The sequence below is a fragment of the Kocuria coralli genome, from assembly GCF_008831305.1.
Lineage (GTDB): Bacteria > Actinomycetota > Actinomycetes > Actinomycetales > Micrococcaceae > Kocuria > Kocuria coralli.
The window spans coordinates 144,269-159,200 of record NZ_ML708613.1; the positions used below are offsets into that span (position 1 = coordinate 144,269).

Here is a 14,932-nt window from a genome sequence, read left to right on the forward strand (position 1 = left end):
GGTCTTTGCGATGGCGTGCGACGGTCATGCCCGCCCCGACCAGGGCCATTGATGTCACCGCGGGAAGAGAGGTGATCATATAGGCGGCTACTGATATGGCACTGATCGTGCAGTCCGCCAGATCGTTTCTCAGCATTCCTCTGCTCTGGTCGTGCTTGGACGCCTTGTGCATGAGAAATGTGACGAAGACCTGGCTAACGAGGCCGAAGATCAAGAGGGTAATCGCTATCCTGTCTGATCTTAAGAGGAATGCAAATATAGCCATTGCATATATCACAAGCGGTACTACGGGGAGATATCGTGAAATACTCGTGCTCCTCAGAAGGTCGGCTCAGGGGCGGGTGGCTTGTCGAAACGCGCGCCGTCGGGTCTGGAGGGGCGTAAGGCGAATACGGCGAGAGCGACCCACCCCGGCGTCGTGAACAGGAGCAGTAGTGCCCACCATCCGGAAGAATTGCCGTCGTGCAGTCTGCGCACCGTCAGGGCGACAAAGGGGATGGCGCTGATCAGCAGTACGACCAGGAAGACGAAGCTCAAGGAGGAGCCGAAGGCATTCAGCTGCGCTGCATCCTGCGTGGTTATCAGGGCCGGTCTTCCGCCACCAAACAATGCCGTCAGAGCGGAGTACCCGGTGGTGATGGTTACGAGCAGCGAGAAGATCCACCAATATTCTGATCGAGAGGATCGCCCGCTGAATTGATAGTACCTATCGTAGAACAAGCGTATAGCGCACAGCAGAGATGCTTTGACCGGTGCTTCTTCGTCAGGGTCGTGATAGTCGGCGGGCCTTTCGGCGATATGTCGCGTCTGCATCTTGCTCCTATCGATTGCATCGACGGGTCTCCAATCACCGTACAACAAGGGTCCAGATCGTCGTTGAGAGAGACGAGCCCGACGGCGGAGCAGCTCGCTCTCATTCTTCGAGTGGTCGATCTGATCGCCCATCCCCGCCGATGGGCGAGCAGATCGACCACTCGCGGGTGTGGAGCGATCAGACTGACCACTCGTCGGATTTAAGCCATCAGACTGACCGCTCGGCGTCGGCGTCGGCGCGGCTGGCCCAGGCCCGGTCCGCAGCCCGGGTCAGAGAGTCGCGGCCAGGCGGGTGCCCTGGTCTATGGCTCGTTTGGCGTCGAGCTCCGCGGCGACGTCCGCCCCGCCGATCACATGGACGGTCAAACCACGCTCCCGCAGGGGGTCGGCGAGTTCGTTCCGCGAGACCTGGCCCGCGCACACGACCACCGAATCCACCGGCAGCAGCAGGGGCACCCGTTCCCCCTCCTCACCCGACTCATCCGGCGTCCGGATAGCCAGAGCGGCGGGTGAGGACGATTCGCCCAGCCCGGTTGCGGCCGCCGAGGCCGCGGCTCCGGCCGGGGTGTCCAGGGGAACGGTGAGGTGGAGGCCGTCGTCATCGATGCGTTCATAGGTCGCACCGGTGATGAAGCGGACGCCTTTGTGCTTCAGCGATGCCCGGTGCACCCACCCCGAGGTCAGGCCCAAGTCCTTGCCGATGCCGGTCGCGCGCCGTTGGATCAGATACACCTCGCGCGGTGACGGCGCCGGCGCAGCGGGCCCCAGGCCTCCGGGAGCCCCGTCTCCCGTGACGCCCCATTCGGCCTGCCAGGCGGGCAGGTCCACGGCGGGAGACGAAGCGTGGGTCAGGTACTCCGAGACGTCCACTCCGATGCCACCGGCGCCGACCACCGCCATCCGGGAGCCGGCTCGGCGGGCGCCCGTGAGCAGATCGGGGTAGGCGATCACGGACGGGTGATCCAGCCCGGGGATCGCGGGAACCCGGGGCGTGACGCCGGTGGCCAGGACGACGTCGTCCCATCCGCCGCCGACCAGGGACTCCACGGAGACCGCTGCGGACAGATGCACGGCCACCCCGGCCAGCTCCAGCTGCCGCGTGAAGTACCGGATGGTCTCCGCGAACTCCTCCTTCCCCGGTATCCGCCGGGCCAGCGCGAACTGCCCGCCCAGGTGATCCCGGGCCTCGAACAGCTCCACATGGTGTCCGCGCCCGGCAGCAGCCAGCGCGCACGAGAGGCCCGCGGGCCCGGCCCCCACCACGGCGACTCTCTTGACGGTCCGCGACGGCTCCAGGACCAGGGTGGTCTCGTTCCCCGCGCGAGGGTTGACCAGGCAGGTCGCGCGCCGGTGCGCGAAGGTGTGGTCCAGGCAGGCCTGATTGCAGGCGATGCAGGTATTGATCTCCTCCGCGCGGCCGGTGCCGGCCTTGGCCACCCACTCGGGGTCGGCCAGGAAGGGGCGGGCCATGGAGATCAGGTCGGCCTGCCCCGAGGCCAGGATCTCCTCGGCCGTATGGGGCATGTTGATCCGATTCGAGGCCGCCACCGGCACGCTCACGGAATCCCGCAGCCGCCCCGTGGCTTCGCTGAACGCAGCCCTCGGCACCGAGGTGACGATGGTCGGCACACGGGCCTCGTGCCAGCCGATGCCCGTGTTGAACACGTCCACGCCGGCGGCTTCGAGCTCGAGCGCCAGCTCGGCGACGTCGGACCAGCGCTGCCCGCCGTCGACCAGGTCCAGGAGGGAGATCCGGTACATCACCAGGAAGTCCGCCGGAACGGCGGCGCGGACGGCCTCCGCCACGGCCACCGGGAAACGACGACGGCGCACGGCGTCCCCGCCCCACTCATCCGTCCGGTGGTTGGTCCGCTCGGCCAGGAACTGATTGAGCAGATAGCCCTCGGAGCCCATGATCTCCACGCCGTCGTACCCCGCTTCGCGAGCGAGCTCCGCCGCCCGTGCGAACGAGGCGACGGCGGCCTCGACCTGACCGGCTGTCATCTCGGCTGCGGGGAAGCGGTTGATCGGGGCGTGCGAGGCAGACGGAGCCAATGCGGCCTCGTGAGCGGCGTAGCGCCCCGCGTGCAGGACCTGGAGCAGGATCCTGCCCCCGGCATCGTGCACGGTCTCCGTGAGGATCCGGTGCTCCGCGGCCTCCGCCTGCGTGGTGATCCGTCCGCCGCCCGGATAGAGCACGCCGGCCCCGTCCGGGCTGAAGCCGCCGGTGACCATCAGCGAGGCGCCGCCGCGTGCGCGTTCCGCGAAGTAGGCGGCCAGCTCGGGGAACTGCGCGGGGTCGTCCTCCATCCCGGTGTGCATGGAACCCATGACCACCCGGGTGGGCAGGGTGAGTGCTCCGACGGTGACGGGGGTGAACAGGCGGGGGTAGGCCGTCATGGGGTGTCGCTCAGGCGGTCCGTGGGAACCGGGAGTTCGTATTCCGTCCCATACACGTCCAGGGCGCCGAAGTCATCCACCCGCACCACGACGACGGTCGGGCTCGTCTCCTGGATCGTCACCTTGACCCGGCGTCCGTCGTCGATATCGATCCACCAGGGCCGGGCCAGATGCTTCAGGCCCTGGGTCTCCAGGCGCTCCTCCGCCGTCTCCAGGTCGGTGGCCTGTCCCAGCTGGCGGCCGAGCAGGTCGAACGGGAGGAAATCGCCGTGGTCGGTCACCACGATCGTCCCGACCGTCTCGCCGTCGGAGGGCCTGACATGCTCGAAGGAGTTCTCGGGGTCGTATGGGCCTGGCAGGGTCATGACCTCAACCTACCGCGCGGTCTGCGAAGGGCCATGCGCGCCGAGACCGGAGTCTGGTCGCCGATCGGCGTTGATCGGCGACCAGACTCCGGTCTCGGCTGCGAGTGCGCGGCAGCCGGTGCTAGAACACCATGCCGAAGGCCCAGGGCCCGAGCAGCACCGTGAAGATGGTGATGAGCACGATGCCCACCACGTTCAGCACGACGCCGCCGCGAACCATCTCGGTGATCTTCACGTGCCCGGAAGCGAACACGATCGCGTTCGGCGGGGTGCCCACGGGGAGCATGAACGCGCAGGTGGCGGCCAGGGCGGCGGGGATCAGCAGGGTGATCGGGTCGACCCCCAGGCCGATGGCCACACCGCCCAGGATCGGGATGAACGCTGCGGCGGTCGCGGTGTTGCTGGTGATCTCGGTCAGCAGCAGGACGATGGTCACCACCACGGCCAGCAGCAGGATCAGCGGGAGGGCGCCGAGGCCCCCGACCTGATCGCCGAACCATGCATCCAGGCCGGTGGCTGCAACGGCGCCGGCGAGCGACAGACCGCCGCCGAACAGCAGGAGCACACCCCAGGGCAGGCCCTCTTCGGCGTCCTTCCACTGCAGGGTCATGTTGCCGCGCTTGTCACCGGGGATCAGGAACAGCAGCACACCCGCGGCGATGGCGATCACGGTGTCGTCGAAGACCTCCAGCCAGGGCCAGGCCGCGGCAACGCTGGGGATCCCGCTCAGGATGCCCGGAACGATCCAGAAGAACGCCGCGGCCGCGAATACGGCAAGGACTACCCATTCGCCCTGGCTCATCTTGCCCAGGTTGTCGATCTCCTTCTGGATCAGCTGCTTGCCGCCCGGGATCTCCTTGATGTTGAACCGGAAGATCACGCGGGTCATCAGCAGCCACGCCAGGGCGATGAAGACGATGACGATCGGGACGCCCAGCATCATCCACTGGGCGAAGCCGACGGTCTCGCCCAGGTCCTCGCTGATGTAACCGGCGACGATGGCGTTGGGCGGGCTGCCCAGCAGGGTTCCCAGGCCGCCGATCGTGGATGCCCAGGCGATCGAGAGCACCAGGGCCACACCGAACTTACGGATGTCCGGGTTGTCGATGATCTCGCTCAGGGTCTCGGTGGCGGCCAGGTCGGTGCGGATGGAGGCGGTGTCCACGTCTTCGGCCTGGCCGTGCTTCTGGCTGTTCTCCACCACCAGGGTCAGCACGCTCAAGGCGATGGGCAGCATCATCAGCGCGGTGGCGGTGTTGGAGACCCACATGGAGATGAACGCGGTGGCGATCATCATGCCCAGGATGATGCGGCGGGGCTGGGCGCCCACGGTCCGCAGGGTCAGCAGCGCGATACGGCGGTGCAGGTTCCACTTCTGCATCGCGATCGCGATCAGGAAGCCGCCCAGGAACAGGAAGACGATGGTGTTGGCATAAGGCGCCGTGGCCTCGGCGGGAGTGAGTTCCGTGAGGATCGGGAACAGCACGATGGGAAGCAGGGAGGTCACCGGAAGCGGCATGGCCTCCGTCATCCACCACACGGCCATCAGGGAACCGATGGCACCCACCATCCGGGCGTCCTCGGAGACATCGGCGGCGCCGAGGAGGAACCAGACGAGAGCGAACATCACGATGCCCAGGAACCGGAACAGCCAGAGCTTGCCCGTTGCGTTGCTGGGGGCCTCCTTGCTGCTGCTCACCGAAGCCTGGCCGGCCTGGTCCGCTTGCGGGGAGGGAGGGGACGAGTCGGTATTCGTGCTTGGCATGCGAGCCACCTTGAGCATTGGAGATAAAAGGATGCGTAAGCGAAGCTAACAGTGAAACGTGACCTGGGCCACATTCCCGCTAGGCAGTTGTCCAAGTTTCCCGGATCGGAGGGTCGGTACGCCCACACCGAACCCTAGGCGGACTTTGTGACTGACTTCACAATGGCATACCGTTGGTGGACATAGGTTCTACGTAGAGCGCGATCCTCCGCGGCTCCACGCGCATTCCCGGCGGTGACTGCCCGAGTGCCCTGCTCTGTCAGCAGCCCCGGCCGAGACCCAAGGAGCTCCCTTGCGAGAAATTACCGTTCCCCTGCTGGTGGAGACCCCGCCGACGTCGAACACCACGGACCTCCTGGTGCGCAACGCCGAGAAGGCATCCGACCCCGCACTGTTCTCCCGCCGAGTCGGCGAGGCCTGGGTGCCCATGCACGCCAGCGAGGCGATGGCGGAGGTGATCGCGCTGGCCAAAGGCTTCGTCGCCGCCGGGGTGCAGCCCGGTGACCGGGTGGCCCTCATGTCCCGCAACCGACTGGAGTGGTCCCTGCTGGACTTCGCGATCTGGTTCGCCGGCGGCGTCGTGGTACCGGTCTACGAATCCTCCGCCCCCACCCAGTTGGCCTGGAACCTCTCGGACTCCGGGGCCGTCGGCCTGGTCGTGGAGACGCATGAGCACAAGGGGACATGGGAGCGGGCCGCCCACAACGAGGACCTCTCGGGTGTCCACAGCGTGTGGTGCCTGGACGACGGCGCCATGGACCACCTGCGGGAAGGCGGGAGGGACGTCTCCGACGAGGAGATCGAGCACCGCCGCCAGCTGGCGAACCTGGACGACCTGGCCACCATCATCTACACCTCCGGCACCACCGGCCGTCCCAAGGGCTGCGAGCTGACCCACGGCAACTTCGTCGAACTGGCGGACAACGCGGCCGCCGCCATCCCGGAGGCTGTGCACGAGGGTGCGAAGACGGTGATGTTCCTGCCGCTGGCCCACGTGTTCGCCCGCTTCATCGCGGTCATGGCCGTGGGCGCCGGGGTCAACATCGCGCACACCTCGGACATCAAGCAGCTGCTCGAGGATCTCAAGACGTTCCAGCCGAGCTTCCTGCTGGTCGTGCCGCGGGTGTTCGAGAAGGTCTACAACTCCGCTCAGCAGAAGGCCGAGGCCGGCGGCAAGGGCAAGATCTTCGACCGTGCCGCCAAGGTGGCCATCGAATGGTCGCGCGCCGACGAGCGGGGCAAGGTGCCGCTGGCGCTCAAGCTCCAGCACAAGCTCTTCGACAAGCTCGTCTACGGCAAGCTGCGCGAAGCCATGGGCGGTCAGGTCGAATACGCCGTTTCCGGCGGCGGGCCGCTGGGCGAGCGTCTGGGCCACTTCTTCCACGGCATCGGCCTGCTGGTGCTCGAGGGATACGGCCTGACCGAGACCACCGCGCCCATCACGGTGAACACGGTCCAGAAGATCAAGATCGGCTCCGTGGGCAAGCCGCTGCCCGGCACCTCGGTCAGGATCTCCGACGACGGCGAGGTCCTGGGCAAGGGCATCTGCGTGATGAAGGGCTACTGGAAGCAGCCCGAGAAGACCCGGGAGGCCTTCGACGACGACGGCTGGTTCCGCACCGGCGACCTGGGCGACCTGGACGAGGACGGCTACCTGCGCATCACGGGCCGCATCAAGGAGCTCATCGTGACCGCCGGGGGCAAGAACGTCAGCCCGGTGATCCTGGAGGATCAGGTCCGGGCGCATCCGCTGGTCTCCCAGTGCATCGCGGTGGGGGAGAACCGCCCGTTCATCGCAGCCCTGGTCACCCTGGACGAAGAGGGCCTGCCGGCCTGGCTCGATGCCCACGGACTGGACTCGGGACTCACTGTCGAGCAGGCCATGGAGCGCGACGAGATCCGGCAGGCCATCCAGGAGGCGATCGACTCGGCCAACGAGGCGGTCTCGCGAGCCGAGCAGATCCGGGAGTTCCGGATCCTCTCCGAGGACTTCTCCGAGGCCGACGGCACGCTGACGCCCTCGCTGAAACTGCGGCGGCGCCACGTGCTGTCCAACAACGAGGACCTGATCAACGAGATCTACGGGGGCGCCCTCCAATCGTGAGCGCGCCGGGCGTGCTCGCCTCGACTGTGATGTCCGCTGACAGCGAGATCGCCCCTGCGCTTCGGCGTCGCCGGGAATCACCGGGCGGCGGACGCTGCTGAACACGACGATCCCGCGGTTCTACCGCCCACCGTCGTGAAAGGTCCGCCACTATGGCCATGCCGTTGTCCGTCCTCGATTTCGCCACCGTCCGTGAAGGCCACTCCGTCGGGGAGGCCTTCGCGGAGTCCGTCGCCCTGGCGCAGGCCGCGGAGGAGCTGGACTACCGGCGGGTCTGGTACACCGAGCACCACAACATGGGCTCGATCGCCTCTGCGGCGCCGGCGGTGCTGATCGCCCACATCGCCTCGCAGACCTCGACCATCCGTCTCGGGTCGGGTGGCGTGATGCTGCCGAACCACTCCCCGCTGGTGATCGCCGAGCAGTTCGGCACCCTGGCCGAGCTGCATCCCGGTCGCATCGACCTGGGCCTGGGGCGTGCTCCGGGCACCGACCAGGTGGCGGTCCGCGCCATGCGCCGTGACCTGCGCGCCGCCGAGGAGTTCCCGCAGGACGTGAAGGAACTGCAGGGCTACCTGCGTGACGAATCGAGGGTGGCGGGCATCCGCGCGGTGCCCGGCGCCGGGACGAACGTGCCGCTCTACATCCTGGGTTCCTCCCTGTTCGGCGCCCGCCTGGCGGCGGCGTACGGTCTGCCGTACGCGTTCGCCTCCCACTTCGCCCCGGATGCCCTGGAGCAGGCGGCGGCGGTCTACCGCGCCGAGTTCGAGCCCTCCGAGCAGCTCGCCGAGCCCTATCTGATGGCCGCCGTGAACGTGGTGGCCAACGACGACCCCAACGTGGCGGTCGCCGAGAACGAGTGGTATCGCCGGAACCGGGTCAAGATGATGGCCGGGCGCGGCCGGACGCTGACCGACGAGGAGCTGGACCTGGTCATGCACTCGGCCGCCGGCCAGCAGATCCTGCACATGATCAAGTACACGGCCGTCGGCGACGGCGCTCAGGTCACCTCCTACCTCGAGGATTTCGCCCGGCGCGCCGAGGCCGACGAGCTGATCATCGCTCCCGTGGGCTCCACCGGTGAGATGACGCGGAACTCCCTGCGGGTCCTCCGCGACGCCTGGGGCCGATGACCGGTAGCCGGCCCGCATAATGAATGCCTATGCGTAACTTTCTGCCACCACTGTCATTACCGGATCAGACGGGCCGTACATGGCTGGTCACGGGAGCCACGAACGGACTGGGCAAGGAGACCGCCCGTGACGCCTCGCGTGCCGGGGCGCGCGTGATCGTGGCCGCCCGCAACGAGCAGCGCGGTTCCGAGCTGGTGAGCGAACTGGGCAATGCCCGCCTGCTTCGCGTGGACCTCGCGGAGCTGGCGTCCGTCCATGCGGCGGCGGCCGCCCTGGACGAGCCCGTGGACGTCCTGGTCAACAACGCCGGGGCGGTCGCCGGCTCCAGGGAGGAGACGGCCGACGGCTTCGAGCTCATGCTCGGCACCAACGCCCTGGGCCCGTTCGCCTTCACCAACCTGATCCTTCCGTGGGTGAAGGACCGGATCGTGATCGTGGCCTCCGGAGCCCACCGCTGGGTGGAGATGGACTTCGACGATCCGCACTTCCTGCGCCGTCGTTTCTCGTTCACCTCTGCCTACGGCCAGTCCAAGCTGGCGGACATGCTGTGGGGGCTGGGCCTGTCCCGCAGGCTCACCCGCGCCGCGGACCACGAGGGGGCTCCGCGCCGGGCCGTGCAGCTCGTGCATCCCGGGTGGGTCCAGACGAACCTCCAGAACCACTCTCCCTCGCAGGTGTTCAACAAGTTCGTGACCGTCTCCGCGAACTTCGGAGGGCAGTCCGCCAGCGATGGCGCCCAGAACTCCCTGATCGCGGCCACCCGCGATCTGCCCGAGTGCAGCTATGTGGGCCCCGGCCGCCGCGGCCAGCTGAAGGGGGCGCCGTCGTTGCTGGGACGCTCCCCCCACGCCTCCAACCCGGAACTGGCCGACGCGTTCTGGACCTTCGCCGAGGGGGAGACCGGCACGCAGCTGCCGGCGTTCACCGGCTGAGCCCTTCCGGTCGCGACGTCCATCGTTCCGAACACGGAAAAGTGCATTTCAGGGCACGATCCCTGCACTTTTCCGTGTTCTTCCGGCCGACGACGGCGATGAGCAGCGTCGGGCGATTCATCCTTTGTGCCGCCCCGGCTCCTGCTTCCGGAGGACGCCCCGGGCAGGCCCGCGCCCCTAGTCTGACTGCATGGTTGAACGTAAGGGCAGAGCAGGCACCAGGCGCCGGTGGATGGTGACGGGGCTGACCCTGCTGGCCTTCATCATCGGGCCGCTCCTGACCACGCTGGCCTTCGGCGTGGTGGGGGTCCTGATCTCCGACGGGACGCCGGAGATGGCGGGGTTCCCCTATTCGGAGCAGCAACTGCGCACGATGATGGCGATCGACGTCGCGCTGGGACTGGTGGCGGTCGGGTTGCTGCCGGTCGCCCTCCGCCGGGCGCCGGAGTCCCAGCTGCTGGAATCGGGGGACAGGTCCGAGGTCTTCCAGCTGAAGGAGCCGGTCTCCGCGCTCATCGCAGCCCTGGTGATCGGGTTGCTGGTGACTGCCTCCAGCTCGGCCTTCCCCGCCTGGTTCATCGCCATCGTCTCGATCTGCTCACGGGGTAACCGGCGGTGGATCTACTGCATCCCTCCCGTGGCGCTGGTCTCCGTCGCCGCGGGCTTCTTCGTCTTCCCGAGCGGCGGGGACCTCTGGGCAACGCTGATGGCCATCGCCCTGGGCATCGCCATCACCGCGCTGCCCATGGTGATCGGGCTGCTCCGGTGGAGCCGTCGTCGTCAGATCCGGGCGCTGCGCTCCGAGGCCGCGACCGCGCGCCGTGAAGCCGAGGCCCTGGTGCGGGCCGAGCAGGCCCGCGTGGCGAAGACCCGTGCCGAGGAGCGGACCCGGATCGCCCGGGAGATGCACGACACCCTGTCCCATCGCCTGGCCCTGATCAGCACCTACGCCGGGGCGCTGGACTACCGCGAGGACCTGGACCGGGACACCGTGCGCTCGACCGCCCGCCTGGTGCAGCAGACCGCCTCCACGGCCTCGGCCGAGCTGCGCACGGTGCTCGACGTGCTGCGCGACGATCCCTCCGACACCCGTCCCGAGCCCGACCTGACGCTGGCCGACGGGCTGCTCGAGGAGATGCGCTCCACCGGCATCCGGATCGACGTGGTGGTCGACCGGCCGCCGCTCAGCGAGGTGCCGGATACGGCGTCGCGAGCCTTGTACCGCATGCTCCAGGAGGCGCTCACCAACGCCGTCAAGCACGCCCCCGGTGCTCCCATTGCGGTTCGCTGGCAGGGCGACGACGACGAAGTGCACCTGACCGTCACCAACCCCTTGCCCGGGTCCCCGAGCGATCCGAGGGGAACCGGCCGGGGTATCGGGCAGCGCTCGGGCTTCGGGCTGATCGGCCTGGACGAACGCGCCCGGGCGCTGGGCGGTAACGTCAGGACCACCAAGACCAGGGATGAATTCCGTCTGGAGGCCACCGTCCCATGCCGCAGTTGAACGATTCCGCAGGACCTGCATCCACCTCGGCCGAGGCTCAGCCCGCCGGGGTGGTCCGTGTCCTGCTCGTGGACGACGAGGCCCTCATGCGCGCCGGTCTGCGCCTGATCCTGGACGGGGCCGAGAACATCAGCGTGGTGGGCGAGGCCGGCAACGGCCAGGAGGCGGTCGGCGTCGCCGGCCGGGTGCACCCTGACGTGGTGCTCATGGACATCCGCATGCCGGGGACGGACGGGATCCAGGGCTGCCGGGGCGTGAGGGCGCTGCCGGACCCGCCGCAGGTGCTCATGCTGACGGCCTTCGACACCGACGCCTTCATCCTGGACGCGCTGGAGGCCGGGGCCATCGGCTTCCTGCTCAAGGACACCCCGCCCAGGAACCTGGTCCGGGCGGTGCAGGACGCGGCCGTGGGGACCTCGAGCGTGTCGCCCTCGGTCCTGTCGCACCTGATCTCCGTGGCGGCGGCGCAGGGCCGGCGCCCGGTCCAGCAGGAGGCGACGGAGGGCGAGGGGGCCGCCTTGCGTGGCGCAGCGGGCGATGCGACGGGTGCCCAGGCGGCGCCCGGGCGGCCGGCCGGACCGGACCCGCTCGACGCCCTCAGCGACCGGGAGCGGGAGATCGCCGACGCGGTGGCCCGGGGGCTGACCAACACGGAGATCGCCGAGGAGATGTTCCTGTCCATCACTACGGTGAAGACCCATGTGGCCAGGGTCTTCACCAAATTGGACGTGACCAACCGGGTCCAGGTGGCCATCATGGTGCTCCAGCACGGCCGGAGGTAACCGGCCGGAACGGCGCGCCGCTCCCGCCGGCGTCGATGTCCGCAGGCGTGAGCCTCAGCCCTGCCTGGCCTTGAAGCGGGGGTTCTTCTTGTTGATCACATAGGTCTTGCCCCGCCGGCGGATGACCTGGGCGCCGGGCTTGTTCTTGAGCGAGCGCAGGGAGTTCCGGACCTTCATTTGTTCCTCCTAATGAGAATGGTTAGCATTTAGGAAGACCATACGCCGTGTGAGAAGAGGATGCGAATGAAGACGGAGGTCACCGCCGTCGTCGGGGCCTGCGGCCCGGAGCGCCACCGGTACGCGCGCTGGCTCGCGAGGTACTGGGACGCGGAGCTGATCGCCGCTCGCCACCCGGACCAGGACTGCTCGGCGCTTGAACGCGCCGTCAGGGTCTCCCACGGGCATGCGGCACGGCGGGCGGTGGTGCTGGAGTACCCGGTGCAGGTGCCGGCGCTGGAGATCATCGGGGAGATCGTCGACGGGGGCGCGCCCGTGGAGCTCACCGATCTGATCTGCGTCGTCGACGCACCCCATCTCATCGCGGACCTGACCTCGACGGAGCGGCTCGATACGGCCGGGCCTGGCGGGCAGGGAGATCCTGCGGCCCGCCTCTGCCGGGGAGAGCTGGTGGTGACCCAGATCGAGTACGCCTCAGCGGTGGTCCTGGTCAATGCCGAGCACCTGGGTTCCCAGGAACTGAATCTGCTGCTGAGCCTGATCAGCCACCTGGCCCCCAAGGCGCAACTGGACGTGGCCACGTCCTCCGCGGGGCCTCCCGCGCGCAGATGGCTGGGCGGATTCCGCAAGGAGCAGACGCAGGCGGGCTGGCTCAGCCTGCTCAACGACGATTTCCACCCCCGCTTCGAGGACCCCGACGTCGTGTCCTTCAGGTACGAGCAGCTGCGTCCGATGCATCCCGGCCGGTTCTCGGATGTGATCAGCCGTTTTACGGCCTCCTGCGATGACGGCATGCTGCTGCGCTCGGCCGGTTTCGTCCACCTGGCCACGCGCCCGCACGTCACCGCCCACTGGGACCAGGTGGGTGCCCACCTCTCCCTCGCGCCGGCGTGCCTCGATCATGAGCTCTCCGCTGACGACGAGCCCCTGGCGCTGGGCCAGGACCTCGTCCTGATGGGACTCGGGGTGGATGCCGACCGGCTCGCCGAGGAGCTGGACGGCGCCGCCCTCACGGATCGGGAGCTGACCGCGGGTCCCATGGAGTGGGCCACCTACCCCGACCCCTTCCCCGGCTGGAGCACGGCCGACCAGTGACGGCCCGTGAAGCACCCGTTCCGTAGGCGGGGGCGGCTCCGGGCGGCTCGTGCATTCAGCGCATGAGCCCATAGTCTGGTGGGCGACGCGATCAGCGAGACACCATGCATCGAGGAGGCACGTACATGTCCCTGCCCGGACAGGAAACACTGGCGGAGAATCCGCTGTTCAACAGCGCGGATTGGTGGCGCCAGGCGGCGGTCTACCAGATCTACCCCCGCAGCTTCAACGACTCCAACGGGGACGGGCTGGGCGACATCCCCGGTGTGACCGCCAAGGCCGACTACCTCCAGGACCTCGGGATCGACGCCGTCTGGCTCAGCCCGTTCTACCCCTCGCAGCTGGCCGACGGCGGGTACGACGTCGACGACTACCGCGACGTCGATCCGCGGCTGGGCACACTCGAGGACTTCGACGAGATGGTCGCGGCGCTGCACGCCCGCCAGATCAAGGTGGTCGTGGACATCGTCCCGAACCACAGCTCCAACCTCCACCGGTGGTTCCAGGAGGCCCTGGCGGCCGCTCCGGGCTCACCGGAACGCGACCGGTACATCTTCCGCGAGGGCCGGGGCGAGAACGGGGAGCTGCCGCCGGCCGACTGGGAGTCCCAGTTCGGCGGCCCCGCCTGGACCCGGGTGACCGAGGCCGACGGCACCCCCGGCCAGTGGTACCTGCACCTCTTCGCCAGCGAGCAGCCCGACTGGAACTGGGACAACCCGGAGGTCCATCAGGAGTTCCTCACCACGCTCCGGTTCTGGTCGGATCGCGGGGTCGACGGGTTCCGGATCGACGTCGCCCACGCCCTGGTCAAGGACCTCGGCGAGGAGCTCTCGGACACCCACGCGCTGCCCAACGAGTTCGAGCACTTCGGCGCCCACCCCTTCTGGGACCGGGACGAGGTCCACGACATCTACGCCGAGTGGCGCAAGGTCTTCAACGAATACGACCCCCCGCGCACGGCCGTGGCCGAGGCATGGGTCCACCCGGACCGCCTGGCTCGTTACGCCAGCCCGGACGGCCTGGGTCAGGCCTTCAGCTTCGACCTGCTGGAGGTGCCGTTCACCGCGGAGAACTTCCGCCGGGCGATCACCAAGAACCTGGACGAGGCGCAGCGCAGCGGGGCCTCGTCCACCTGGGTGCTGTCCAACCACGACATCGTCCGCCATCCCACCCGCTACGGCCTGGATCTGGACGGGCTGCTCGAGCGCCTCGAGGAGCACCCCCGGACGCCGTCGGGCGGGACCGATCTGAGCGTGGCGGCCAAGCAGTGGCTGCTCCTGGACTCCCCGGACGAGTTGCTGGACCGCGCCAAGGGCCTGCGCCGCGCACGGGCCGCCGAACTGCTGATCCTGGCCCTGCCCGGGTCCGCTTACGTCTACCAGGGCTCGGAGCTCGGCCTGTACGAGGTCCTGGAGATCGCCGCCGACGAACGCCAGGACCCCTCCTTCTTCCGCAACCCGGGCAAGGACCAGGGCCGCGACGGCTGCCGCGTGCCGCTTCCCTGGGAGAAGGCGGCCGAGGACTACGGCTTCGGCGGCCCGGCGTTCCTGCCGCAGCCCGGCTGGTTCGCCGAGCACGCCGTCGATGCCGAGAACGAGGACGAGGAGTCGACGCTGAACCTGTACCGGGCCGCCCTGGCCGCCCGCCGGCGCCTGCAGGGGGCCGAGCAGATGGCCTGGGGCCCGCTCGACGGCGGCGAGGTGGTGCACATCGTCCGTCCCGGCGGCTGGGAGTCGGTGACCAACTTCGGGTCGGAGCCGGTCGAGCTGCCCGCCGGTGAGGTCGTCGTCGCCAGCACCCCGGTGGAAGGCTCCACGCTGCCCGGCGAGACCACGGTGTGGCTCAAGACCGACTGAGGCCGG

At 68.6% G+C, this 14,932-nt stretch carries 12 protein-coding genes; 7 read left to right on the plus strand and 5 right to left on the minus strand.

Features of this window, described 5'->3' with window-relative positions; translation table 11 throughout:
- Positions 1–318 precede the first annotated feature (318 nt).
- From FCK90_RS04945 to FCK90_RS04960, 4 genes are all read right to left on the minus strand, one after another.
- Positions 319–813 (minus strand): DUF805 domain-containing protein, encoded by a 495-nt coding sequence (locus FCK90_RS04945; RefSeq protein ID WP_181954198.1) that lies wholly within the window; start codon positions 811–813, stop codon positions 319–321.
- Positions 814–1,083: 270 nt separating this feature from the next.
- On the minus strand, positions 1,084–3,213 hold the full coding sequence (locus tag FCK90_RS04950) for an oxidoreductase (RefSeq protein WP_158033191.1): 2,130 nt from the start codon (positions 3,211–3,213) through the stop codon (positions 1,084–1,086).
- Complete coding sequence (locus FCK90_RS04955; protein ID WP_158033192.1) at positions 3,210–3,578, minus strand: serine/threonine protein phosphatase; 369 nt, start codon at positions 3,576–3,578, stop codon at positions 3,210–3,212. The genes FCK90_RS04950 and FCK90_RS04955 overlap by 4 nt, the downstream gene beginning before the upstream one ends.
- 121 nt (positions 3,579–3,699) lie before the next feature.
- Complete coding sequence (locus tag FCK90_RS04960; RefSeq protein ID WP_158033193.1) at positions 3,700–5,343, minus strand: SLC13 family permease; 1,644 nt, start codon at positions 5,341–5,343, stop codon at positions 3,700–3,702.
- Between the two features lie 292 nt (positions 5,344–5,635).
- Here FCK90_RS04960 and FCK90_RS04965 point away from each other — a divergent pair, with 292 nt between their 5' ends.
- The 5 genes from FCK90_RS04965 to FCK90_RS04985 all read left to right on the plus strand — a co-directional run bounded on the left by FCK90_RS04965 (position 5,636) and on the right by FCK90_RS04985 (position 11,798).
- Positions 5,636–7,447 (plus strand): AMP-dependent synthetase/ligase, encoded by a 1,812-nt coding sequence (locus tag FCK90_RS04965; protein WP_158033194.1) that lies wholly within the window; start codon positions 5,636–5,638, stop codon positions 7,445–7,447.
- A gap of 152 nt (positions 7,448–7,599) precedes the next feature.
- Positions 7,600–8,580 carry an LLM class flavin-dependent oxidoreductase gene (locus tag FCK90_RS04970; RefSeq protein ID WP_158033195.1) on the plus strand — a complete coding sequence of 327 codons (981 nt, stop codon included), beginning with the start codon at positions 7,600–7,602 and terminating at the stop codon, positions 8,578–8,580.
- 29 nt (positions 8,581–8,609) lie between these two features.
- Positions 8,610–9,512, plus strand: a complete 903-nt coding sequence (locus tag FCK90_RS04975) for an SDR family NAD(P)-dependent oxidoreductase (RefSeq protein ID WP_158033196.1) — start codon at positions 8,610–8,612, stop codon at positions 9,510–9,512.
- A gap of 190 nt (positions 9,513–9,702) precedes the next feature.
- Positions 9,703–11,016, plus strand: coding sequence for a sensor histidine kinase (locus FCK90_RS04980; RefSeq protein ID WP_158033197.1), 1,314 nt, complete (start codon positions 9,703–9,705; stop codon positions 11,014–11,016).
- Positions 11,004–11,798, plus strand: coding sequence for a response regulator (locus FCK90_RS04985; protein WP_158033198.1), 795 nt, complete (start codon positions 11,004–11,006; stop codon positions 11,796–11,798). The genes FCK90_RS04980 and FCK90_RS04985 overlap by 13 nt, the downstream gene beginning before the upstream one ends.
- 54 nt (positions 11,799–11,852) lie before the next feature.
- Here the strand turns inward: FCK90_RS04985 and ykgO are convergent, their stop codons facing one another.
- Entirely contained in the window at positions 11,853–11,975 is a 123-nt protein-coding gene (gene ykgO / locus FCK90_RS04990; protein WP_158033199.1) for a type B 50S ribosomal protein L36, read from the minus strand.
- A gap of 66 nt (positions 11,976–12,041) precedes the next feature.
- Between ykgO and FCK90_RS04995 the strand changes: the two genes are divergently transcribed.
- Complete coding sequence (locus FCK90_RS04995) at positions 12,042–13,070, plus strand: GTP-binding protein (RefSeq protein ID WP_181954199.1); 1,029 nt, start codon at positions 12,042–12,044, stop codon at positions 13,068–13,070.
- 125 nt (positions 13,071–13,195) lie between these two features.
- The gene (locus FCK90_RS05000) at positions 13,196–14,926 is read left to right on the plus strand and encodes a glycoside hydrolase family 13 protein (RefSeq protein WP_158033201.1); all 1,731 of its coding nucleotides are present in this window, start codon (positions 13,196–13,198) and stop codon (positions 14,924–14,926) included.
- Positions 14,927–14,932: the final 6 nt, after the last annotated feature.